Source organism: Kitasatospora sp. DSM 101779 (assembly GCF_025655475.1).
GTDB lineage: Bacteria > Actinomycetota > Actinomycetes > Streptomycetales > Streptomycetaceae > Kitasatospora.
The window spans coordinates 446,990-467,618 of sequence record NZ_JAHTIK010000001.1; the positions used below are offsets into that span (position 1 = coordinate 446,990).

The 20,629-nt window shown below is 74.2% G+C and carries 21 protein-coding genes; 12 read left to right on the plus strand and 9 right to left on the minus strand.

Annotated features, from left to right (window positions below; all coding sequences use genetic code 11):
* Positions 1-54 precede the first annotated feature (54 nt).
* Both KSNIM_RS02065 and KSNIM_RS02070 read right to left on the minus strand, forming a co-directional pair.
* Entirely contained in the window at positions 55-531 is a 477-nt protein-coding gene (locus tag KSNIM_RS02065; protein WP_263101469.1) for a hypothetical protein, read from the minus strand.
* A gap of 291 nt (positions 532-822) precedes the next feature.
* Positions 823-2,250, minus strand: coding sequence for an MFS transporter (locus KSNIM_RS02070; RefSeq protein WP_263101470.1), 1,428 nt, complete (start codon positions 2,248-2,250; stop codon positions 823-825).
* 320 nt (positions 2,251-2,570) lie between these two features.
* On the opposite strand from KSNIM_RS02070, the gene KSNIM_RS02075 reads away from it, so the two are divergent.
* Together KSNIM_RS02075 and KSNIM_RS02080 are read left to right on the plus strand one after the other, a co-directional pair.
* Complete coding sequence (locus KSNIM_RS02075; protein ID WP_263101471.1) at positions 2,571-3,149, plus strand: TetR/AcrR family transcriptional regulator; 579 nt, start codon at positions 2,571-2,573, stop codon at positions 3,147-3,149.
* 251 nt (positions 3,150-3,400) lie between these two features.
* Entirely contained in the window at positions 3,401-4,516 is a 1,116-nt protein-coding gene (locus KSNIM_RS02080; RefSeq protein ID WP_263101472.1) for an AI-2E family transporter, read from the plus strand.
* 78 nt (positions 4,517-4,594) lie between these two features.
* Here the strand turns inward: KSNIM_RS02080 and KSNIM_RS02085 are convergent, their stop codons facing one another.
* Positions 4,595-5,053 carry a carboxymuconolactone decarboxylase family protein gene (locus KSNIM_RS02085; RefSeq protein ID WP_263101473.1) on the minus strand — a complete coding sequence of 153 codons (459 nt, stop codon included), beginning with the start codon at positions 5,051-5,053 and terminating at the stop codon, positions 4,595-4,597.
* Between the two features lie 552 nt (positions 5,054-5,605).
* On the opposite strand from KSNIM_RS02085, the gene KSNIM_RS02090 reads away from it, so the two are divergent.
* Positions 5,606-5,980: a transglycosylase SLT domain-containing protein gene (locus KSNIM_RS02090; protein ID WP_263101474.1), complete on the plus strand. Its 375-nt coding sequence runs from the start codon at positions 5,606-5,608 to the stop codon at positions 5,978-5,980.
* 156 nt (positions 5,981-6,136) lie between these two features.
* Here KSNIM_RS02090 and KSNIM_RS02095 read toward each other — a convergent pair whose 3' ends face one another.
* Complete coding sequence (locus KSNIM_RS02095; protein WP_263101475.1) at positions 6,137-6,427, minus strand: DUF4873 domain-containing protein; 291 nt, start codon at positions 6,425-6,427, stop codon at positions 6,137-6,139.
* Between the two features lie 121 nt (positions 6,428-6,548).
* Between KSNIM_RS02095 and KSNIM_RS02100 the strand changes: the two genes are divergently transcribed.
* Positions 6,549-7,064: a YfbM family protein gene (locus tag KSNIM_RS02100; RefSeq protein ID WP_263101476.1), complete on the plus strand. Its 516-nt coding sequence runs from the start codon at positions 6,549-6,551 to the stop codon at positions 7,062-7,064.
* A 16-nt stretch (positions 7,065-7,080) separates the two neighbouring features.
* Here KSNIM_RS02100 and KSNIM_RS02105 read toward each other — a convergent pair whose 3' ends face one another.
* Both KSNIM_RS02105 and KSNIM_RS02110 read right to left on the minus strand, forming a co-directional pair.
* Complete coding sequence (locus tag KSNIM_RS02105) at positions 7,081-7,248, minus strand: hypothetical protein (RefSeq protein WP_263101477.1); 168 nt, start codon at positions 7,246-7,248, stop codon at positions 7,081-7,083.
* Between the two features lie 65 nt (positions 7,249-7,313).
* A complete protein-coding gene (locus KSNIM_RS02110; protein ID WP_263101478.1) occupies positions 7,314-7,808 on the minus strand; it encodes a hypothetical protein in 495 nt (164 codons plus the stop codon).
* A gap of 87 nt (positions 7,809-7,895) precedes the next feature.
* Here KSNIM_RS02110 and KSNIM_RS02115 point away from each other — a divergent pair, with 87 nt between their 5' ends.
* The 4 genes from KSNIM_RS02115 to KSNIM_RS02130 all read left to right on the plus strand — a co-directional run bounded on the left by KSNIM_RS02115 (position 7,896) and on the right by KSNIM_RS02130 (position 12,929).
* Positions 7,896-8,747, plus strand: coding sequence for a MerR family transcriptional regulator (locus tag KSNIM_RS02115; RefSeq protein ID WP_263101479.1), 852 nt, complete (start codon positions 7,896-7,898; stop codon positions 8,745-8,747).
* A 139-nt stretch (positions 8,748-8,886) separates the two neighbouring features.
* The gene (locus tag KSNIM_RS02120) at positions 8,887-10,272 is read left to right on the plus strand and encodes a hypothetical protein (RefSeq protein ID WP_263101480.1); all 1,386 of its coding nucleotides are present in this window, start codon (positions 8,887-8,889) and stop codon (positions 10,270-10,272) included.
* A 48-nt stretch (positions 10,273-10,320) separates the two neighbouring features.
* On the plus strand, positions 10,321-11,691 hold the full coding sequence (locus KSNIM_RS02125) for an AAA family ATPase (RefSeq protein WP_263101481.1): 1,371 nt from the start codon (positions 10,321-10,323) through the stop codon (positions 11,689-11,691).
* Positions 11,688-12,929, plus strand: a complete 1,242-nt coding sequence (locus tag KSNIM_RS02130) for a DUF2201 family putative metallopeptidase (RefSeq protein WP_263101482.1) — start codon at positions 11,688-11,690, stop codon at positions 12,927-12,929. The genes KSNIM_RS02125 and KSNIM_RS02130 overlap by 4 nt, the downstream gene beginning before the upstream one ends.
* Positions 12,930-13,080: 151 nt before the next feature.
* Here KSNIM_RS02130 and KSNIM_RS02135 read toward each other — a convergent pair whose 3' ends face one another.
* Positions 13,081-13,452 carry a YybH family protein gene (locus KSNIM_RS02135; protein ID WP_263101483.1) on the minus strand — a complete coding sequence of 124 codons (372 nt, stop codon included), beginning with the start codon at positions 13,450-13,452 and terminating at the stop codon, positions 13,081-13,083.
* Positions 13,449-13,751 carry a muconolactone Delta-isomerase family protein gene (locus KSNIM_RS02140; protein WP_263101484.1) on the minus strand — a complete coding sequence of 101 codons (303 nt, stop codon included), beginning with the start codon at positions 13,749-13,751 and terminating at the stop codon, positions 13,449-13,451. Before KSNIM_RS02140 ends, KSNIM_RS02135 begins: the two co-directional genes overlap by 4 nt.
* 246 nt (positions 13,752-13,997) lie before the next feature.
* Here KSNIM_RS02140 and pnuC point away from each other — a divergent pair, with 246 nt between their 5' ends.
* Both pnuC and KSNIM_RS02150 read left to right on the plus strand, forming a co-directional pair.
* Positions 13,998-14,660, plus strand: a complete 663-nt coding sequence (gene pnuC / locus KSNIM_RS02145) for a nicotinamide riboside transporter PnuC (RefSeq protein ID WP_263101485.1) — start codon at positions 13,998-14,000, stop codon at positions 14,658-14,660.
* Positions 14,657-15,787 carry an AAA family ATPase gene (locus tag KSNIM_RS02150; RefSeq protein WP_263101486.1) on the plus strand — a complete coding sequence of 377 codons (1,131 nt, stop codon included), beginning with the start codon at positions 14,657-14,659 and terminating at the stop codon, positions 15,785-15,787. Before pnuC ends, KSNIM_RS02150 begins: the two co-directional genes overlap by 4 nt.
* Positions 15,788-15,847: 60 nt before the next feature.
* Here the strand turns inward: KSNIM_RS02150 and KSNIM_RS02155 are convergent, their stop codons facing one another.
* The gene (locus KSNIM_RS02155) at positions 15,848-16,267 is read right to left on the minus strand and encodes a Fur family transcriptional regulator (protein WP_263101487.1); all 420 of its coding nucleotides are present in this window, start codon (positions 16,265-16,267) and stop codon (positions 15,848-15,850) included.
* 316 nt (positions 16,268-16,583) lie between these two features.
* On the opposite strand from KSNIM_RS02155, the gene katG reads away from it, so the two are divergent.
* Positions 16,584-18,815 (plus strand): catalase/peroxidase HPI, encoded by a 2,232-nt coding sequence (gene katG / locus KSNIM_RS02160; RefSeq protein ID WP_263101488.1) that lies wholly within the window; start codon positions 16,584-16,586, stop codon positions 18,813-18,815.
* A 254-nt stretch (positions 18,816-19,069) separates the two neighbouring features.
* Positions 19,070-20,629, plus strand: coding sequence for a Re/Si-specific NAD(P)(+) transhydrogenase subunit alpha (locus tag KSNIM_RS02165; RefSeq protein WP_263101489.1), 1,560 nt, complete (start codon positions 19,070-19,072; stop codon positions 20,627-20,629).

A 20,629-nucleotide genomic window follows, 5' to 3' on the forward strand; every position in this document is an offset into this window, starting at 1 on the left:
CGCGGGCGGCAGCGGCCGGACCCCGGGCGACGGCCGCCGGGCGGTGGCCGGACCTCAGGCGGTGGCCTTGCCGGCCGCGACCAGGGCGGTGAGGGCGGTCCGCTGGACGTACGCCAGCAGGCCGACGGTGATCGCCGCCATCACCAGGGCCATCAGGACGTGGCCGAGTGCGGAGGTCAGGGCGAGGCCGACGGCGCCGAGCAGGACGTGCATGCCGATCCGCAGGCCCACCAGGGCGAAGGCCACCTTGCGGGTGCCCTTGCCGCGCCACAGCAGCTTGGCCAGCTTCAGCCGCCTGCGCAGCAGGGTGAGCGAGACGGTGATGTTGACCACCGCGAGGACGACCAGGGCGGGCCAGACGGACGGGAAGGCCTTCAGCAGATCGAAGGCGCCGGCGAGGACGCCCTCGAAGCCGAAGAACCAGGCCGGCAGCCGCATCTCGCCGACCGTGGGCACGACCTCGGCGACAGCGACCTCCTCCGGGCCGCTCGTGAGTTCGGGTGCGGCCGTGTCGGCGCCGGTGCTCTGCATGAAGTCCCCCGTGGTGTCGTCCCGTCGGGACGCGCTCGCCCCGGTGATGATCACCAGTCTCGCAGGGCGGCCCGGTCGCGGGTAGCGACGGTGTGTCAGCAAAGGGACATGACGGATGTCATGGGCGCCCGCACGGCCACGCCGGCCCGGCGCGGGCGCTTCGCCGAACCGCGGGTCGCGGCCCGGGAGACCGGCGCGACCACCCGCCCCGGACGCGCGGCAGGTGCGCCGCGGGTCCGAGCACAGCATCCCGGACCTGCCCCGCACCTGCCGCCGTGAACGGACGGCCGGTCAGCTGCCGACGGACTCCCGCCGGGGCACGGAGGCGGCGACCGGCGCCGCGGCCGGGGCGCTGCGGCGGGTCGGCACGGCCAGTGCCGCGAGCGCGGCCGCCAGGCAGAACACCGACAGCAGGGTGAACCCGTGCGTGTAGCCGGCCTCGTAGGGGCGGCCACCGGGCTGCAGGTGGCCGGTGACCAGACCCGTCATCAGGGCCGCGCCCATCGAGCCGCCGATGGTCCGGATGTTGGCGTTCATGCCGGTCGCCGCGCCGGTCTGCGCGGGCGGCACGCTCTGGACGACCAGATTGCTCATCGAGGCGAAGGCCAGGCCGATGCCGAGCCCGAACACGCCCGCCGCGAGAGCGACGTCCGAGGGCGCGTGGTGCCGGGCGGCGAGCAGCGCGCAGGCGGCGGCGCCGAGCAGGGCCCCGGTGACGAGCTGCGCCTTGGCCGGGAAGCGTCCGGCCAACCGGCCGCTGAGGAGGCCGGAGACGAACATCGCGACCAGCATCGGCAGCATCAGCAGCCCGGCGCCGGTGACGCTGGAGCCGAAGCCGTAGCCGGCCGAGGCGGGGGTCTGGACGAAGCCGGGGAGGAAAGCCCAGACGGCGTACATGCCGCCGCCGAAGAGCAGTGCCGCGGTGTTGGTGGTCCAGACGGCCGGCAGGCGCATCACGCGCATGTCGATCAGCGGGTTCCGGGAACGGGTCTCGCCGACGATCCAGAGCGCGAAGAGGACGGCGGCGGCGGCGAGCAGGCCGATCACCGGGGTGGAGCCCCAGCCCCACTTCGCCGCCTGGCTGACGGGCAGCAGCAGGGCCACCAGCCAGCCGGAGAGCAGCACGGAGGACAGCCAGTTGACGCTGCCTTCGGTGCGGTGCGGCGACTCGGGGACGTAGCGGTGGGCGAGCAGGGCGGTGGCGGCGACGACGATGACGGGGAACCAGAACAGCCAGCGGTAGTCCAGCGCACCGACGATCGGGCCGGCCAGGACCATGCCGAGGCCGCTGCCGACGGCGATCACTGCGGACAGGTTGCTGATGCCGGCGGGCACCCGGCCCGCGGGGAACTCGTCGCGGATGATGCCGAAGGACAGCGGGAAGAGCGCACCGGCGATGCCCTGCAGGACACGGGCGACGATCAGCACGGTGATGTTCGGGGCGAGGGCGGCGACCAGGCAGCCGACCAGCAGGGCGACGAGCGCGGCCACCAGGGTGCGCTTCTTGCCGACCAGGTCGCCGACCCGGCCGAGGATCGGCGTGAAGACGGAGGCGGAGAGCAGGTAGGCGGTCATCACCCAGGTGACCGTGGACTGCGAGGTGTGCATCTCGGCCTGGACGATCGGCAGCGCGGGCGTGATCAGCGACTGGAGCAGCGCGAACACGCCGGCACCGGTGGCGAGGACGCCGAAGGTGAGGCGATGGGACTGGCGGTTCATCGAACCTTCTCGGGACTCGGGGACTCGGAAGTCGTGGCACGGGACCGACGGGGAGGCGCCGGCGGGTACGGACGTGCGGAGTACGCGGCGTGAGGGCAGCAGGGCACCCGGCCGCTCGGGCCGTTCCGACACGGGACGGCGCTCGGGAGCGGGCAGGACCGGGACTGGTCACCCGGCGGGTGACCGGCAGGGCACGGGACGGAGGACGGCCGGCCGTTACGGCAGGCCGAAGCGGAGGCCCCGGTGCTAAAGTCGAGGCATGCCTCCACATTAGCGGAGGTGCCCCTCCGGTTCAATCCCGGCGTCGAAACGAGGTCACCGTGCCGGACCAGATCGTGGTGAGCGAGTTCCTCGCCGCCCAGCGCCCGCGCCGCGCCGACGCCGCGCGGAACTTCGACGCGCTGCTCGTCGCCGCCCGCGAGGCCTTCGCCGAGCACGGCGCCGACGCCTCCCTGGAGGACATCGCCCGCCGCGCCGGGGTCGGCATCGGCACCCTCTACCGCAACTTCCCCACCCGCCGGCACCTCTTCGAGGCGGTGTACGCCAACGAGGTCGACGACCTCGGACGGGTCGCCGCCGAAGTCTCCGGCGAACCGCCGTGGGAGGCCCTCGCCGCCTGGCTGCGCCGCTTCGTCGACTACGCCATGACCAAGCGCGCGATCCGCGAAGCACTGGAGGGCGAGGAGACCGACGTCTTCCTGGCCTGCCGCCAGTCCATGTACGACGCCGGCACGCCCCTGCTGCTTCGGGCCCAGGAGGCCGGCGAGGTGCGGACGGACATGAGCATCGACGACCTGCTGCGCCTGGTCTCTGGCATCACCTCGGTGGCCTTCCCCGACGAGGCGCAGCGCGACCGGGTCCTCGGCATCGCCCTGGACGGGGTCCGCACCAAGGCCTGAGCCGCACCCGCGCATCGCGGGTCGGCGCCCCGCAGGGTGAAGGATCGGCCGCAGGGCGGGCACCCGTCGGCGCGGGAACAGCCCGTACGGCGCTCCACCCGCTATCCAGGGTTCATGTCGCTTTCGCACCCCGGCAGACCCCGGCCCGTCCGACGCGCCCCCGCCCGACGGGCCCCGACCCGGCCGACGGCGACCGAGCGGACGGCGGCGCGACGGACGGGTGCGGCGGCGGCCGGGCGCGGTGGTGCGGCATGCCGGTGAGGCGGCCGGGAGGCGGACGGCCCGACCGTCGGACGGCGGACGGCGCCGGGGCACCGCACGGTCTGCGGCGCCTCTCCGACTACGCGTGGCGGCTGCTGGTGGTCGCGGCGGCCGCGTACGTGGTGCTGATGGTGCTGGGGAAGTTCCACCTGATCACCCTGGCCGGGTTCCTCGCGCTGGTGATCACCTCGGTCGTCCGGCCCCTGGTCGACCTGTTCGCCCGGGGCCTCCCCCGCCCGCTCGCGGTGCTGACCGGCCTGGCCGTCGCCATCCTGGTGCCGGCCGGGCTGCTGGCGCTGATCGGCGAGACCGTGGCGAACGACCTGTCCAGCCTGACCAAGGAGTTCCAAGGCGGCCTGGACCGGCTGGAGAAGGCCCTGGAGGGCTCCCCCTTCCATATCGCCCACCAAACCTTCGACGACCTCCAGAAGAAGATCGCCGACTTCCTCTCCGCGCACCGCTCGACCCTGATCAGCACCGCCGTCAGCGGCGCCAGCCGGGCGGTCGAAGTGGCGACCGGCGCGGCGCTGGCGCTCTTCATGTCGGTGTTCTTCCTGCACTCCGGGGAGCGGATGTGGCGGTGGACCGCTGACCTGCTGCCCGCCGCCGCCGGCGACCACCTCGACCGGGGCGGCCGCGCCGCCTGGCGGACCTTCGCCGGCTACACCCGCGGCATCTTCATCGTCGCGGCCAGCAACGCCGCCATGGTCGGCATCGCGCTCTTCCTGCTGCGGGTGCCGCTGGCCCTGCCGCTCACCGTGCTGGAGTTCTTCGCCTCCTTCGTCCCACTGGTCGGCTCGCCGATCGCCATGCTGGTCGCCTCCCTGGTGGCGCTGGCGGCCCGCGGCCCGGTGATCGCGATCGTGGTGCTGCTGCTGATCGTGGTGATCGGCCAGATCGAGGGCCATCTGCTGCACCCGCTGGTGATGAGCTGGGCGGTCAGCCTGCACCCGGTGGTGGTCGCCGTCTCGGTGCTGGCGGGCAGCATCGCGGCCGGGGTGATCGGCGCGGTGGTCGCCGTCCCCGCGGTCTCGGTGGTCTGGTCGGTCTACGCCGAACTCCGCGGCCCGCACGCCACGGCACCGCCACCGAAGGCCGGCCCCTGACGCCCGGCCTCCCGCCGGGGTACGCCTTCAGACATGCAGGGGGTGCCCACCCCGGGCACGCGGCTGGCCATGCACCTTTCACCCCACGCCCCGGCCGCCGTCCGCCTGCGCGCGCTCGGCGAAGACCTGCAGGGCGATCCGATAGCTGTCGAACGCCCGGGCCGCACCGGCGTATGCCTCCAGGTGGACGAAGACCTCCACGATCTCCTCCGGGGTGACGCCGCTGTTGAGCGCGATGCGTAGCTGTCCGCGCAGCGGTTCGAGCGTCCCCAGGGTCGCGGCGATCGTCACGGAGACCAGGGCCCGCGTGCGGGTGTCGAGGACGCCCGTCCGCGGCCAGGAGTCGCCGAAGGTGTGGACCGTGGCGAGCCGCTTGAAGTCGGCGCCGTTCGCGGGCTCACCGGGGCCGCGGTCCAGGAACTGCTCCAGCCGCATTCCGAGCAGGCGCTCGGCCGTGTCGAGCGCGGCGGCGTACCGCTGCTCCTCCCGCTCCCTCTCCGCCGCGTCCTGCCGCTGCTCGTCGTCGTGGTCGGCCATGACGCCCTCCTTCCGGAGCGCTGCACGGGGCTCCGGGCCTTCGCTGGCAGCCGAGTTGAGACGGCGCTCACGGAACGGAGCGTGGCGGGGCGTCGACGCGCTGCCGAACCCGGGCCCGTGAGCCGGTGAGGGTGCTCACACGCCCGGGGCCACCACGACGGCGCGTCGTAGACCTCGGCCACCCGGACTCCCCGTTCCCGACCGCCGGTGCGTGCCGGACCCGCCGCCCCGGTCGCCGCAGGGCCGACCGGCCCGGAAGCCGGATCTGGCGGAGGGCACGGGGTACCGCCCGGGGGTGTATTCCCGGTCCGCGCTCAGGAGTGTTGCTACGACGGCAGGTCGTATCAGGGGGGTCTTGGCGGTGGCCGCGACGGTCTGGCAGCTTGGGGCGAGTCGTCAGGCCGCACCGGCACCTGTCCCGCCGGGTGCGGCTCTCCGCCGAGTCCCGCCCTCCGACCCCGTGGCCCCTGTCCGGCCCGGGGACGTCAGCGGGCGGGACACCGGCCCAACCCGATTGAGGTCCTGTTCTTCATGCCCGCTTTTAAGCTTCGCATGCGCACTTCCGCTGTTCTTCTTGCCGGCGCCGCCGGTGTCACCGCCCTGGGCGCCGGTCTGATGCCGGCCACCGCCTCCGCCGCGACCCAGTCGCCGCAGGCCATCGCCGCGCAGATCGTGCCCGCGAACCAGCTGGCCTCGTTCAACCAGATCATCAGCCACGAGTCGAGCTGGAACGTCCACGCGACCAACCCGACCTCCGGCGCCTACGGCCTGGGCCAGGCCCTGCCGGGCTCCAAGATGGCCTCCGCCGGCGCCGACTGGAAGACCAACCCGAAGACCCAGATCAAGTGGGCCTACGACTACATGAACTCCCGCTACGGCAGCCCGAACGCCGCCTGGTCCTTCTGGCAGACCCACCACTGGTACTGAGCCGACACCTCGGCAACGCACCAGCCCCGTCCGGCACCGCACGACCGTTCCCGCACCGCCCCGGCGGCCGGACAGGGACCCCCGGGGCACCCCAAGGGGGCCCGGCGCACCGCGCCGGGCCCCCTTCGGGCCGTTCGGACACTCCGGCGGGCGGGATCACCCGGGCCAGTCGGCGGGCGAGGCCTCCTGGTCGTTCCCCCGCACCCACACGATCGAGACGCCGAGCACCGTCCGCATCACCGCGAACCCGCCCTCCCACCCGCCGGGGAGGCGCAGCCGGCCCCGCCGGATCGCACCGCTCGCCAGCCGGGCGTCGCCCGCCTGGAGGGTGCCCGTCCAGCTCGGCAGACCGATGGGCGGAACGCTCCCGGTCAGCTCGGCCTCGACCGGGATCTCCCGGCCGTCGGCGAGCAGCAGCGCGGGGCCCCGGTACACCGGCGAACTCATGCCACCGACTCTGCGCGCGCCGTCCGGCGGGTGCAAATCCGGTGGAGCCCGGCCGCCGCGGCGTCCGGCCCGCCGGAAAACCGTGTGACCGCCGCCTGTCCGGGTCGCCAGAATCCGGCGCATGGCTTTGACGCAGCTCCTGGCGAGGGTGAGCCCCGCCGATCTCGACCGGTGCCGCCGCACCGCGGCCGACTCCCCCGACGGCAACCCCGGGTGGGACCCGCCGGCCGGCGACCGGATCGACCTGAACTGGGCGCTCTGGGGTCTGCTGCGCCACCTCCGCCGGGTGGAGGCCGCGTCGGACGTCGTCGCCGTGCTCGACCGCAGCATCGACGGCGACAATGCGGCCGCCGTCGTCTTCCTCGACCACCTCGAGGTCTACGACCGCATCGGCGACCCGCCGACCCTGCTGGCCCCGGACGCCGTGGCCGAGGTCGCCCGGGAGCTCGACACGATCGACACCGCCGCACTGCTCGCCCTGCTGCCGCGGGACCCCGTCCAGGCCGCGGAGTCCTGCGGCTTCGGCAGGTTCCACGGCGCCCTCACCGCCTACCTGGCGCACCACGTGGACACGCTCCGCGCCTTCTACCGCGATGCGGCCACCCGCGGACTCGCCGTGGTGACCTGGGTCGACTGAGCAGCGGCGCGTCCGGTCAGGTCACCAGTGCTGCGCGCAGGGCCGCGAACCGGTCGCGGAGTTCGGCGACGTCGGTGGGACCGATGTCCGTCTGCAGGTGACAGACCTCGTCGCCCCCGTTGGGCGTCAGCCGCGCGAGCATCTCGTCGGCGAACTCCGCGACCTCCTCCGCGCTGAGGTACACGGTGGTGCCTGGTAGCGGTGCGCGGGGCCCTGAATCGACCGTTGAGCGCCCTTGAATGACGACTCCTAGGGGGCGCCCGCCGAGGTGAGGATGTGGTCGATCAGTGCGAGGGCCGGCGGGAGCTCCTGCGGCCACTGGTCGCGGGCGCATCCGGCCGCGCCGCGGACGACGGCGACGAGCGCGGCCACCGCGGTCAGCTCCTCGGCGGTCAGGCGGCCGCCGCGGCGGTGGGCGATCAGCGATCCCTCGGGGCCCGCGTGCACGTCCAGCAGTCGGCCGAGCAGCGTCAGCCGGTCGGCGTCCAGTCCGGGCAGGACGGCCTCGAAACCCACCAGCACCACGGCCACGGCCTCGGCGAGGCCCCGCAGTGCGCTGCCCGCCTCGCTGTCGGGCCGGGTCGCGGTCAGACCGTGCAACCAGTCGACGGCGCGCAGCCCGCACCGCCGGGCCTCGGCGAGCACGTCGCGCTCGGCGTCGTCCCGGGCACGCGGCGCAGGAACCGTCGGTACCGCGCCGAACCTGGTCGCGATGGGCGAACCGCCGCCGTCCACAGCTGTCATGGCGGCCAGTCTGCCCGAATCGGCGCACGGCGGTTCCGGGCCAGGCCGGCTTGAGGTTCCCGCGGGGGAAGGTTCTAGGGTCGGGGCATGGTGGACGGCCCGGAGTTGCTCACGGTCGGTCAGCTGGCCCGTCGGGCCGGCCTGACCGCCAAGGCCCTGCGTCACTACGACCGGGTGGGGCTGCTGGTGCCCGCGGTGGTGGATCCCGGCACGGGGTACCGCTACTACGGCGTCGGGCAGGTCGCGCACGCGCGTCTCGTCCGGCTGCTCCGCTCCGTGGACGTGCCGCTGGAGCAGGTACGGCTGTGCCTGGCCGATCCGGACGACGAGGCCGTCGCGGCCCGGGTGCTGGCCGATCACCGGCGCCGACTGCAGGCCCGTCTGGACCGCGTCCGGGGCGACCTCCACCGCATCGACCATCTCCTCCAGGACGGAGTCGCCCGAGCCATGACCGACACCGCGGCACAGCCCGCCGCCACCACTCCCGACGACGGCGAACGCCGCCTCGCCGTCGACCTGTTCAACGGCGTGTGGCGGCTGCTGGAGAAGGAGGACCGCACCGTCGAGGAGGACGACCGGATGCTGCACATGGCGCACGCCTCCCGCCACCACTGGGGGCAGGTGGGGCAGCCGGTGAACCTCAGCCGCGGCGAGTGGCAGTGCTCGCGGGTCTACAGCGTGCTGGGCCGCTCGGAGCCGGCGATCCACCACGCCACCCGCAGCCTGCAGATCTGCCGGGAGCACGGCATCGGCGACTGGGACCTCGCCTTCGCGTACGAGGCGCTGGCCCGTGCCCACGCGGTGGCCGGGGACCTGGCGGGGGCCCGCACCTGGACGGAGCAGGCACTGGCCGCCGCCGAGGACATCGCCGAGGACGACGACCGCGAGCTGGTGCTCACCGATCTCGAGTCCGTGCCGCACCAGCCGCGCTTCTGGTGACCGCCGCACGGGCACGGCACGACGCGCGGGCGCGGCGGTAAATCGCTGGCCGGCCGGTGCGCCCGGGGATACGCTCCTGCGCGATGACCACTCACTCCGTTCACAGAATGGGGGTCCCGTCCGCGCAAGGTGAGTGCTGATGGGCACTTGGACCGCGGACGGGGATCCCCGTCTCTCCTTCTGGCTGCGCGTGCGCGAGTTCGCCGTGCCGCCCTCCGTGATCGCGGCCGCGACGGCCCGCCGCCTCGTCGGCGACTGGTCCGCGGCGTGCGCCGCCGCCGGCGTGGACGTCGACGTCAGTCCGCGTGCGCTGGCCCGGACGCACGGGCGCGAACTCGCGGCCCTGGTCCGTTCCGACCTGCGCCGCCTCGCTCCCGACCTGCTGCGGTGGCACTGGCCGCGGATCGCCCCGACCGGGCTGCTGCGCCCGGGTCTGACGGTGACCCTGGCCCGCTACGGCGGTGCCGGGCGCGACCGGGACGGCCCCGTGCACCTCGTCGCCCGGACGCCGCCGGCCTGGGCGGACGCCGGCCAGCGGATCGGGCTCGCCCTGTGGGACGCCTCCCGGCCCACGGCCGGCGCCGGCCTCCATCCGCACCCGCGTCCGCACCGGCGGTTCCGGCTCGACCTGCACCGCCACCTCTGGGACGCGCTGCGGGCCGACGAGCTCCGGATGCGGTGCGGGGCCGACGTGCTGCCCGGCGACGGAGCCGACGGCCTGCCACCGCCGGACACCGCCGGGCCCGGGTACCCCTGCGCCGTCGACCGCTGGGCGGCCGAGGCGGCGATCCTGCTGCGCGCCGAGGAACGGCCCGACGGCCCCGTCGAGGTACGCCTCGGGGCCCGGCGTCGGCTGTACCTCGACCCGGTTCCGGCCGGGGACGGCCCTCCGGCCGTGCACGTCACGGACGTGCCGCCGAGCCGGCCGGGCGTCCTGCTGCCGGTGCTGCCCGATGCCGCGACCTGGGCGCTGCCCGACCTGGACCTGCTCCGCGCCCGTCTGATCGAGCCCGGCCGGCTGCACCCGCTGGTCGCCGCGGCCCTGGCACCCGGCCTGCCAGCGGTCGGCCCCTCCGGTGCACAGGATCCGGCCGGCCGGCCACGGGTCGTGGAGTGCCGGGGCGCCCGGCACCGGATCGGCCTGGTCGACGGGGTCCTGGTGCCGCTCGACCACGACCCGGAGGAGATCCGCCGCGAGGAGCTGCTGGCCGCCCTGACCGGCACCCCGCTGCCCTGCCTGCAGGTCATCGACGAGGTGCACCGGCACCCGGAGGTCCTCGACGACGTCCGGGCACGCCTCGACCACGGTGACACGGCCGGCGCACTGGCCGTGGTCGAGGGCCTGTTGGGGCCCGAGGCGCTGCTGCGCGCCGGTGCGCTGCGGGACGAACTCGCAGCGGCCGCCGACCGCCGGGTCACCCACGGCCTGTTCCGGGCGGGCCTCGCCGGAGCGGTGCCCGGCCCCCTCCTGCCCGTCCGGCGCGGCAGCAGCCGCGGGCACCCGCGGCACGGCCAGGGCCGCTGACCCGCCGACCTCCCGTCCCGATCAACCGACCCCTTGAGGTGATCACCCATGTCTGCCCACACGTCCTTCGCCCCCACCGGCACCCCGACCGCACCCACCGACGCCCTGACCACCGACGCCCTGACCACCGACCACCTGACCACCACCGTCGGCCACCCGGCCGTTCCCACCGACCTGACCGCCACCGTCGCCGACCCTGCGGAGCGCTCGCGGCTGGACGTCGCCGGCGAGCTGCTCGCACTGCTCGGCGAGACCACCACCGAGCCTCGCCCTGACGCCCAACTGGAGGCGCTGACCCTGGCCGTGGCCGCCGACCTGCCCGCCCTGCTGTGGGGCGAGCCGGGGATCGGCAAGACCGCGGCGCTGACCCAGCTCGCGGCCGCGCTCGGCCTCCCACTGACCACCGTGATCGCCAGCGTGCACGAGCCGTCGGACTTCTCCGGGCTGCCGGTGGTGGGCGACGACCCGGCCGAGCACGGCGTGCCGATGGCCCCGCCGGACTGGGCGGTGCGGCTGGTACGGGCCGGCCGCGGCCTGCTGTTCCTGGACGAGCTGTCGACCGCGCCGCCCGCCGTCCAGGCCGCGCTGCTCCGCCTGGTGCTGGAGCGTCGCATCGGTGCCCTGCAACTGCCGCCCGGGGTAAGGATCGTGGCGGCCGCCAATCCGCGCTCGTCGGCGGCCGACGGCTGGGAGCTGAGCCCGCCGCTGGCGAACCGCTTCGTCCACCTGCACTGGACCCACGACCACGAGGTCGTGGTGCGCGGCCTCGGCGGTGTCTGGCCGCGCGCCACCCTGCCCCGGCTCGACCCCGGGCGGCTGCCCGAGGCGGTCGACCTCGCCCGCCGCGCCGTGTGCGGGCTGCTCTCCGCCCGCCCGGCGCTGGTGCACAGGCTGCCCGGCAACGAGACCCGCCGCGGGGGCGCCTGGCCGTCGCCGCGGAGCTGGGACATGACGCTGCGTCTGCTGGCCTTCGCCACGGCGGCCGGTTCCTCACGCGAGGTGCTCTCCCTGCTCGTCCGGGGCGCCGTCGGCGACGGCCCCGGCCTGGAGCTGCTGGCGGCCCTGGACCGGATGGACCTGCCGGACCCGGAGTCGCTGCTCGCCGATCCCGCGGCGGCCGTGCTGCCCGAGCGGGGCGACCTGCGGCAGGCCGCGCTCGACGCCGTGGTGGACGCCGTCCGCCGACGGCCCGAGCGGGCCCGCTGGGACGCGGCCTGGGCCCTGCTGGTCCGCGCCCTGGAGACCGGTGCGCCGGACCTGGTGGTCGTCCCCGCGACCACCCTCGCCTCGCTGCGCCGGGAGGACTGGGACGTGCCCGCCTCGATCGACCGGCTCGCCGGCGCGGTCTCGCTCTCCCGCCGCGCCGACCGGGCGGCGGCCCGGGCCGCCGGGCGCCCGGCACCGGAGGTCCGCCGATGACGTCGCGCGCAGCGGGGCGTCTGGACCTCGACAAGCTGTACGCCGCACGGCTGCAGGCCGCCCGGGCCCGGCCGTACCTGGCGACCGCGCTGTTCGCCCTGCACGCGGTGGAGTCGCGGCAGGTTCCGACGATGGCGGTCGACCGGCACTGGCGGTGCTACGTCTCGCCGGCGTTCGTGCACCGGACGCCGGTGGAGGAGCTCGCCGCGGTGTGGGTGCACGAGGTGTCGCACCTGCTGCGCGACCACCACGGGCGCAGCGACCGCGTCGCGCGGGAGCGAGGCCTGTCCGGGCGGGCGGAGCGGCTGCGGATGAACATCGCGGCGGACTGCGAGGTCAACGACGACGTGTTCGGCGACGGGCTCGTCCGGCCGGAGGGGGCCGTGCTGCCGGCGGCGCTGCGGCTGCCGGAGGGCGAGCTGATGGAGGACTACCTGCGGCTGTTCGGGCTCGGGCCGTTGACGCAGGACCTGGCGTGGCTGGACTGCGGCAGCGGTGCGGACGGGCTGGAGCGGGCGTGGGACCTCGGGGCGGACGGGGCGAACGGCCTCGCGCCGCACGAGCAGGACGCGGTCCGGTTCCGGGTGGCGGAGGGCATCAGGGGCCGTCCGGGGAGTGCCCCGCGCGGGTGGCGGCGATGGGCGGAGGAGGCCTTCCATCCGCCGCAGCCCTGGCGGGAGTTGCTGGGTGCGGCGGTCCGCTCGGCGGCGTCCGGGCCGGGAGCGGGCGAGGACTACACGTACGGCAGGCCGTCCCGGCGGTCGGCCTCGGTGCCGGGTGCGGTGCTGCCGAGCCTTCGGCGCAGGCCGCCGCGGGTCTGCGTGGTGGTCGACACGTCCGGGTCGGTGAGCGACGCCGAGTTGGGCAGTGCGCTGCTGGAGGTGGCCGCGATCGCCCGTGCGGTGGGCGGGCGGCGGGACCTGGTCGGTGTGGTGTCCTGCGACGCGGCGGCCGGCGCGGTGGTGCCGCTCTGCCGGGAGGAGGGGCTCGGGCTGATCGGCGGTGGCGGCACCGATCTGCGGGCGGGCTTCGCGGCGGCCCTGCGGTCCCGGCCCCGGCCGGACGTGGTGGTGGTCCTGACCGACGGCCAGACGCGGTGGCCCCGGGAGCAGCCGTCCTGCCGCACGGTGATCGGCCTGTTCCGTCGCGAGAGCTCCCGGCGGTCCTGGGACGAGGACGATCCCGACCGGGTCCCGGACATGCCACCTCCCTGGGCCCGGGTGGTGACCGTTGGCTGAAGCGTGTCTTCAAAGGCACACGGGTACCTTGAAGGGGCGCGTGGGGGCACCTTCGGCCGGGAGCTGCCCCCGACGCCCCTGAATCAACCACCCGACTGCCCGTTGAGTACCTGCCCTGGTCCCCGTGAGAGTTTGCCGGGTTGGCGGTGCGTCAGGGCAGCAGGGACACCTGGTAGTGGGCGATGGACCAGCCGTCGGGTGTCCGGCGGAGCAGGACACCGAGGTTGACGCTCACGGTCGGGCGGTCGGTGAAGGCGAAGTCCACGGCGAGCCAGCCGAGGAGGAGTCCGTCGGCGGGGCGGCGGGTCTCCAGGATCCGGTACTGGGCCGTCATCCCGAGCGGCTGCGCCCGGTAGTAGTCGGCGATGCCGGTGCGGCCGACGGTGTAGGGGTGCAGGCCCTGGAAGATCGCGTCCTCGGTGAAGCAGGCGGCGACCTGCGTGGGTTCGTGGGCGTCGACGGCGGCCCGCCACCGGTCCAGGAGGGTGCGCAGATCCTGCTCGTCGCCGGGGCCGCCGTTCACCGGGCGGCCCCGGGGCCCGGGTCGTTGGGGTGCGGGGTCAGCGGGGTGACGGTGTCGTGGCGCCAGGCCCGCAGCGGCATGGAGGCGAGCAGGTGCTCCAGCCGTTCCGCGTCGGGTGCGTCGAACAGGCCCCAGCTGCGCCACTCCCCCGGTGCGAGCGGTGGTCGCCACAGCCGCACCAGGTGCCCCAGGGCGGCGAGCTCCCGGGCCCGGACGGCCTCCCGTGCGCGCATGTCGGCGACGGCCTCCTCGGTCGTGCCGTCGGGCACGGTGGTCACCATGTCGACCAGGAACTCCATCGCTGTCCTCTCCTCCGCCCGATGGGGAGTATCGCTGCCCGTACGTGCCGCGCCCGGCAGCGACACGCCACCTCGGGCCACGGCTGCGCCCGTGTCTCCGTGTCCGGGCCGTGGGCGAACCGTCCGCGTGCGGCCGTGCCCGGCGGGCCCGGATCCAAGCCGACCTGCCGACCTGCCGAAAGACCGTTGCGGGATCGACCCGTCACCCCTTATCGTCACCCTGACATTATTGCTGAAGGGGGACCCGTGGCCGTCGCCGACACCCTGAGCGACCTGCTCGCACCGCTGAACCACCAGCTCTTCCTGCTCGGCCGCGACGCCGTCACCACGGCGGAGCTTCTGGGCTTCGCCACCGGCGCGGTCTGCGTCTGGCTGTGCGTCAGGGCCAGCTCCTGGAACTTCCCGGTGGGCATCGCCAACAACCTGTTCTTCTTCGCCCTGTTCTGGAGCGCCCGGCTCTATGCCGACGCCGCGCTGCAGATCGTCTTCCTGCTGCTGGCCGCCCACGGCTGGTACCGCTGGCTGCGCGGCGGGGAGCGGCACGCCGGACGGCCGATGGGCCACGCCTCGCCGACCGCACTGCTGGTGCTGGCCGCCCTCGTCGTCCCGGCCACCTGGGGGCTGACCGTGCTGCTCGCACGGGCCGGCGACAGCGCACCGTTCTGGGACGCCCTGACCACCGCCCTGTCGCTCGCCGCGCAGTGGCTGCTCAACGCCAAGCAGCTGGAGAACTGGTACGTCTGGATCGCCGCCGACCTGGTCTACGTCCCGCTGTACGCGGCCAAGGGCCTGCTGCTGACCGCCGCGGTGTACGTGCTCTTCCTCGCCCTGTGCGGGATGGGTCTGCGCAGCTGGTACCGCGAACTCGCCGCCCGTCCGGTCGCCGCCCCGGCGGGGGTGCCGGCATGAGCGGCGGCGTGACGGACGGCGGCCGGTTCGCGCACGGCCTGGTGATCGGCAAGTTCTACCCGCCGCACGCGGGCCACCACTTCCTGATCCGCTCGGCGGCGGACGCCTGCGAGCGGGTCACCGTGGTCGTGATGGCGGCGGCGTGCGAGTCGGTGCCACTGGCCGACCGGGTCTCCTGGATTCGCGAGCACTGGGCGGCCGAGCCGCACGTGGCCGTCGCCGGGATCGCCGACGACCTTCCGGTCGACTACGGGAGCGCCGAGATCTGGGACGGTCATGTCGCCCTGATGCGCGAGGCGGTGGCCGCGGCGCCGCCCGCGCCGCCGGTGGACGCGGTGTTCAGCTCGGAGCCGTACGGCACCGAGCTGGCCCGGCGGTTCGGCGCCGCGCCCGTGCTGCTGGACGTGCCGCGGGACACCTTCGCCGTCTCCGGCACCAAGGTCCGGGCCGATCCGGTCGCGCACTGGGACGACCTGGAGCCACCCGTCCGGGCCTGGTTCGCCCGCCGGGTGGTGGTGGTCGGCGCGGAGTCCACCGGCACCACCACGCTCTCCCGGGACCTGGCGGCCGCGCTCCGCGGCCGCGGCGGCCCGCACGCGGCGACCCGCTGGGTGCCCGAGTACGGCCGGGAGCTCACCGCCGCGAAGCTCGCGGTGGCGCGCGGCCGGGCCCGTCCCGGCGGGCCGGTGCCGACCGTGTTCGACCTGGAGTGGACCGACGCCGACTTCGAGCTGGTCGGGCGCCGGCAGAACGAGGCCGAGGAGCGCGCCGCCCGGGCCGGCGGGCCGGTGCTGGTCTGTGACACCGACACCCTGGCCACCACGGTCTGGCAGGAGCGCTACCGCGGCCGCGCGACCGGGCCGGTCCGCCGGCTCGCCGCCGGGCTGCCGCCGCGCGCTCTGTACCTGCTGACCTCGGACGAGGGCGTGGCCTTCGACGACGACGGGCTGCGCGACGGCGAGCACCTGCGGCCGTGGATGACCGGACGGTTTCGCGAGGTGCTCGCGGCCGGTGCCGCGCCCTGGATCGAGCTGCGGGGCGATCGCGTGGAGCGGTTGCAGCGGGCGCTGTCGGCCGTGGACGCCCTGCTTGCCGGGGGCTGGGGGCTCGGTGACCCGCTGGGGTGAACCGGCGACTTCCCAGCAGACTCGCCCGATCGGGTGAATTGCCTCGGTGACTCGCCCGGGCTACTGCACCTGGGCGCAGGCGGGGCAGAGGCCGCGGAAGGTGACCTCGACGCCGGAGAGGGTGAAGCCGTAGCGCTCGCCGTCGGGCAGCGAGGCCAGCGGGTCGCCGGTCGGGTGCACGTCGCGGATGGTGCCGCAGGACTGGCAGACCAGGTGCTGGTGGGCGTGGTGGGCGTTGGGGTCGTACCGCTTCGCCCGTCCGTCGGTGCTGACCTCGATGACCTCGCCGAGCGAGACGAGCTCGCCCAGCGTGTTGTAGACCGTGGCGCGGCTGATCTCGGGCAGCATTTCCACCGCGCGGGCATGGATCTCGTCGGCCGTGTAGTGGATGTGGTCGCCGTCCAGGACCTGGGCGACGACCCGCCGCTGCGCGGTCAGCCGCCAGCCGCGGTTCCGGAGCCGTTCCAACAGGTCACTCATGGGGGGAGGGTACCAGGCGGCTGGAATCGGCTGAAGTTTTGTGTCGGCGTTGACTTAGACAAGGTCTAATGTAGGGTCGAAATCGGCACTGCTGAACGGAAGAGGACGACCTGACGTTGCTGCGCGTGGCTGCCCGCCGGACGACCGGGACGGATGCGTCCCGCGCCGACCAGAGGGCTGCGGTGACCGCGGACGCGGCCGACCCGAGGCCCGCCCGGGACGGGTACCCGGTGCCCGGGCCCGCCGGTCCGGGCACGCGCGCTTCCTCACGGCCGTCCCATCTTCGGAACTGATCGTCCGGCTTGGAAGGATTCACATGTCCGAGAACCCTGACGCAATCGTCACCGACGCGAAGACGGAGGGGACCGGCGGCTGCCCGGTGGTGCACGGGCGGGCCCCTCACCCGACCCAGGGCGGCGGCAACCGCCAGTGGTGGCCGAACCGGCTGAACCTGCGGATCCTTGCCAAGAACCCCGCCGAGGCCAACCCCCTCGGTGAGTCCTTCGACTACGCCGCGGCCTTCACCTCGCTCGACCTCGCCGCCGTCAAGCGCGACATCGCCGAGGTGCTGACCACCTCGCAGGACTGGTGGCCTGCCGACTACGGCAACTACGGCCCGTTCATGATCCGGATGGCCTGGCACAGCGCCGGCACCTACCGGATCAGCGACGGCCGCGGCGGCGCGGGCGCCGGCCAGCAGCGCTTCGCCCCGCTCAACAGCTGGCCGGACAACGCCAACCTCGACAAGGCCCGCCGCCTGCTGTGGCCGGTCAAGAAGAAGTACGGCCAGAAGATCTCCTGGGCCGACCTGATGATCCTGACCGGCAACGTCGCCCTGGAGACCATGGGCTTCACCACCTTCGGCTTCGGCGGCGGCCGTGAGGACGTCTGGGAGCCCGAGGAGGACGTCTACTGGGGCCCCGAGCAGACCTGGCTCGGCGACGAGCGCTACACCGGCGACCGCCACCTGGAGAACCCGCTCGGCGCCGTGCAGATGGGCCTGATCTACGTCAACCCGGAGGGCCCGAACGGCAACCCCGACCCGATCGCCGCGGCCCGCGACATCCGCGAGACGTTCCGCCGGATGGCCATGAACGACGAGGAGACCGTCGCCCTGATCGCCGGCGGCCACACCTTCGGCAAGACCCACGGCGCCGGCCCGGCCGACCACGTCGGCGCCGACCCCGAGGACGCCCCGCTCGAGCAGCAGGGCCTCGGCTGGCGCAGCACCTTCCGCACCGGCAAGGGCGGCGACGCCATCACCAGCGGCCTCGAGGGCGCCTGGACGGCCACCCCCGTCACCTGGGACAACAGCTTCTTCGAGACGCTCTTCGGCCACGAGTGGGAGCTCACCAAGAGCCCGGCCGGCGCCCACCAGTGGAAGCCGAAGGACGGCGGCGGCGCGGGTACCGTCCCCGACGCCCACGACCCGTCGAAGACCCACTCCCCGACGATGCTGACCACCGACCTCTCGCTGCGCCTCGACCCCGTCTACGAGCCGATCTCGCGCCGCTTCCTGGAGGACCCGGCGGCCTTCGCCGACGCGTTCGCCCGCGCCTGGTACAAGCTGACCCACCGCGACATGGGCCCGGTGGTGCGCTACCTCGGCCCCGAGGTGCCCTCCGAGCAGCTGCTCTGGCAGGACCCGGTGCCCGCGGTCTCGCACCCGCTGGTCGGCGCCGAGGAGGTCGCCGCGCTCAAGGACGAGATCACCGCCTCCGGCCTGACGGTCGGTCAGCTGGTCTCCACCGCCTGGGCGTCGGCCTCCTCCTTCCGCGGCAGCGACAAGCGCGGCGGCGCCAACGGCGCCCGGATCCGCCTGGAGCCGCAGCGCAGCTGGGAGGCGAACGACCCCGACCGGCTTTCGCCGGTGCTGCGCACCCTGGAGGGCATCCAGAAGTCCTTCAACGACGCCCGGACGGGCGGGGCGCAGATCTCCCTCGCCGACCTGATCGTGCTCGCCGGCGGCGTCGGCGTCGAGCAGGCCGCGAAGAAGGCCGGCTTCACCGTCGAGGTGCCGTTCGCGCCGGGCCGCACCGACGCCTCGCAGGAGCAGACCGACACCGAGTCCTTCGCCGCCCTCGAACCGGCCGCCGACGGCTTCCGCAACTACCTCGGGAAGGGCAACCGGCTGCCGGCCGAGTTCCTGCTGCTCGACAAGGCGAACCTGCTCACCCTGACGGCGCCCGAGATGACGGTACTGGTCGGCGGTCTGCGGGTGCTGGGCGCCAACCACCAGGAGTCGCCGCACGGCGTCCTCACCCAGGCCCCGGGCTCGCTCACCACCGACTTCTTCGTCAACCTGCTCGACCTCGGCACGACCTGGCAGGCCACCTCCGAGGACGCGCACACCTTCGAGGGCCGCGACGCCTCGACCGGCGCCGTCCGGTGGACGGGCACCCGCGCCGACCTCGTCTTCGGTTCGAACTCCGAACTGCGGGCGCTCGCCGAGGTCTACGCGAGCGACGACGCGAAGCAGAAGTTCGTCGACGACTTCGTCGCCGCATGGGTGAAGGTGATGAACCTGGACCGGTTCGATCTCGCGTAGCCGGCACCGACGGTCGGTGTCCGATCCGACCTCAGAACACCGGTCCCGGCGCTCCGCCGGGGCCGGTGTTTGCTGTTCCGGGGCCTGCTGTCCACGTGAGGAAGGTCACCGGAGGGGCCGTCGTCACGGCCTGTGGCAGGGGTGTACGTTCCTGCGACCAGGGGTGCGGGCTCCCCCGGATCGCAGAATCCTGGCAACAGCCGAGCGCGGAAGAACCGCCGCCGGCTGCGCCTCCGACAAGGGAGACAGGTGTCATGTCTGCTCACGAACCGGCCAACCCTCCACCGCAGCGCCTGGGCGTGGCGGCGGAGTCGGCCACCGGCGAAACCCGGGTCGCGGCAACACCGGCCACGGTGCGTCAGCTGCTGGCCCTGGGCTACGAGGTCGTCGTCGAGTCCGGGGCCGGGTCGGCCTCCGGGTTCACCGACGACGCCTACCGCGACGCGGGGGCACAGATCGGCGAGGCCTGGCACGCGGACGTCGTGCTCAAGGTGAACGCGCCCTCCGACGAGGAGGTCGCCCGGCTGCGCGACGGCGCGACCCTGGTCGGCCTGCTCGGCCCCAATCAGAACAAGGACCTGCTCGACCTGCTGGCGCAGCGTCCGGTCACGGCGCTGGCGCTCGACGCGGTGCCGCGTATCTCCCGTGCGCAGTCGATGGACGTGCTCAGCTCGATGGCGAACATCGCCGGCTACCGGGCCGTCATCGAGGCCGCACACGTCTTCGGCCGGTTCTTCACCGGCCAGGTCACCGCGGCCGGCAAGGTCCCGCCGGCGAAGGTGCTGGTCGCCGGCGCCGGTGTGGCCGGTCTGGCCGCGATCGGCGCGGCGAGCAGCCTCGGCGCGGTCGTCCGGGCCACCGACCCGCGGCCCGAGGTGGCGGACCAGGTGCGCTCGCTCGGCGGCGAGTTCCTCTCGGTCGACGTGGAGCAGGAGCGCAGCACCGACGGCTACGCCAAGGCCACCTCGGAGGACTACGACCGGGCCGCTGCCGCGCTGTACAGCGCGCAGGCCGCGGACGTGGACATCATCATCACCACCGCGCTCATCCCGGGCCGCCCGGCGCCGCGCCTGATCACCGCCGAGGACGTGGCGTCCATGCGGCCGGGCAGTGTCGTGGTGGACATGGCGGCCGCGCAGGGCGGCAACGTCGAGGGCACGGTGGCCGGCCGGGTGGTGGTCACCGACAACGGCGTGACGCTGATCGGCTACACCGATCTCGCCTCCCGGCTGCCGGCCCAGGCCTCGCAGCTGTTCGGCACCAACCTGGTCAACCTGCTGAAGCTGGTCACGCCCGGCAAGGACGGGCGGCTGGTACTGGACTTCGAGGACGTCGTCCAGCGCTCGGTCACGGTCGTCCGGGAGGGCGAGCTGACCTGGCCGCCGCCGCCCGTGCAGGTGTCCGCGGCACCGGCCGCCGCCCCGGCCGCACCCGCGGCACCGGTCGCGACCAAGCCGTCCGGCCTCTCGGGGCGGGTGCGGCTGGGCCTGGTCGGGCTCGGCATGCTCGCGATGTTCCTGCTGGTCGCCTTCGCCCCGGCCCAACTGGCGGAGAACTTCACGGTGTTCACGCTGGCCGTGGTGATCGGCTACTACGTGATCGGCAAGGTGCACCACGCCCTGCACACCCCGCTGATGTCGGTGACCAACGCGATCTCCGGCATCGTCGTGATCGGCGCCCTGCTGCAGATCGGGCACGAGAACGCGGTGGTCACCGCGCTGTCCGCGGTGGCGATCCTGCTGACCAGCGTCAACATCTTCGGCGGATTCGCCGTCACCCGCCGGATGCTCGGCATGTTCTCGAAGGGCCGATGA

Bases quoted from the DNA above. Each gene is read 5' to 3' on its own strand.
- KSNIM_RS02140 (WP_263101484.1), bottom strand. From the start codon at position 13,751: ATGGAGTTCCTGGTCGACATGGTGACCACCGTGCCCGACGGCACGACC.
- KSNIM_RS02065 (WP_263101469.1), bottom strand. From the start codon at position 531: ATGCAGAGCACCGGCGCCGACACGGCCGCACCCGAACTCACGAGCGGC.
- KSNIM_RS02120 (WP_263101480.1), top strand. From the start codon at position 8,887: ATGGGCACTTGGACCGCGGACGGGGATCCCCGTCTCTCCTTCTGGCTG.
- KSNIM_RS02150 (WP_263101486.1), top strand. From the start codon at position 14,657: ATGAGCGGCGGCGTGACGGACGGCGGCCGGTTCGCGCACGGCCTGGTG.
- KSNIM_RS02125 (WP_263101481.1), top strand. From the start codon at position 10,321: ATGTCTGCCCACACGTCCTTCGCCCCCACCGGCACCCCGACCGCACCC.
- KSNIM_RS02080 (WP_263101472.1), top strand. From the start codon at position 3,401: ATGCCGGTGAGGCGGCCGGGAGGCGGACGGCCCGACCGTCGGACGGCG.
- KSNIM_RS02155 (WP_263101487.1), bottom strand. From the start codon at position 16,267: ATGAGTGACCTGTTGGAACGGCTCCGGAACCGCGGCTGGCGGCTGACC.
- KSNIM_RS02110 (WP_263101478.1), bottom strand. From the start codon at position 7,808: ATGACAGCTGTGGACGGCGGCGGTTCGCCCATCGCGACCAGGTTCGGC.
- katG (WP_263101488.1), top strand. From the start codon at position 16,584: ATGTCCGAGAACCCTGACGCAATCGTCACCGACGCGAAGACGGAGGGG.
- KSNIM_RS02115 (WP_263101479.1), top strand. From the start codon at position 7,896: ATGGTGGACGGCCCGGAGTTGCTCACGGTCGGTCAGCTGGCCCGTCGG.
- KSNIM_RS02090 (WP_263101474.1), top strand. From the start codon at position 5,606: ATGCGCACTTCCGCTGTTCTTCTTGCCGGCGCCGCCGGTGTCACCGCC.
- KSNIM_RS02100 (WP_263101476.1), top strand. From the start codon at position 6,549: ATGGCTTTGACGCAGCTCCTGGCGAGGGTGAGCCCCGCCGATCTCGAC.
- KSNIM_RS02130 (WP_263101482.1), top strand. From the start codon at position 11,688: ATGACGTCGCGCGCAGCGGGGCGTCTGGACCTCGACAAGCTGTACGCC.
- KSNIM_RS02165 (WP_263101489.1), top strand. From the start codon at position 19,070: ATGTCTGCTCACGAACCGGCCAACCCTCCACCGCAGCGCCTGGGCGTG.
- KSNIM_RS02085 (WP_263101473.1), bottom strand. From the start codon at position 5,053: ATGGCCGACCACGACGACGAGCAGCGGCAGGACGCGGCGGAGAGGGAG.
- KSNIM_RS02095 (WP_263101475.1), bottom strand. From the start codon at position 6,427: ATGAGTTCGCCGGTGTACCGGGGCCCCGCGCTGCTGCTCGCCGACGGC.
- KSNIM_RS02070 (WP_263101470.1), bottom strand. From the start codon at position 2,250: ATGAACCGCCAGTCCCATCGCCTCACCTTCGGCGTCCTCGCCACCGGT.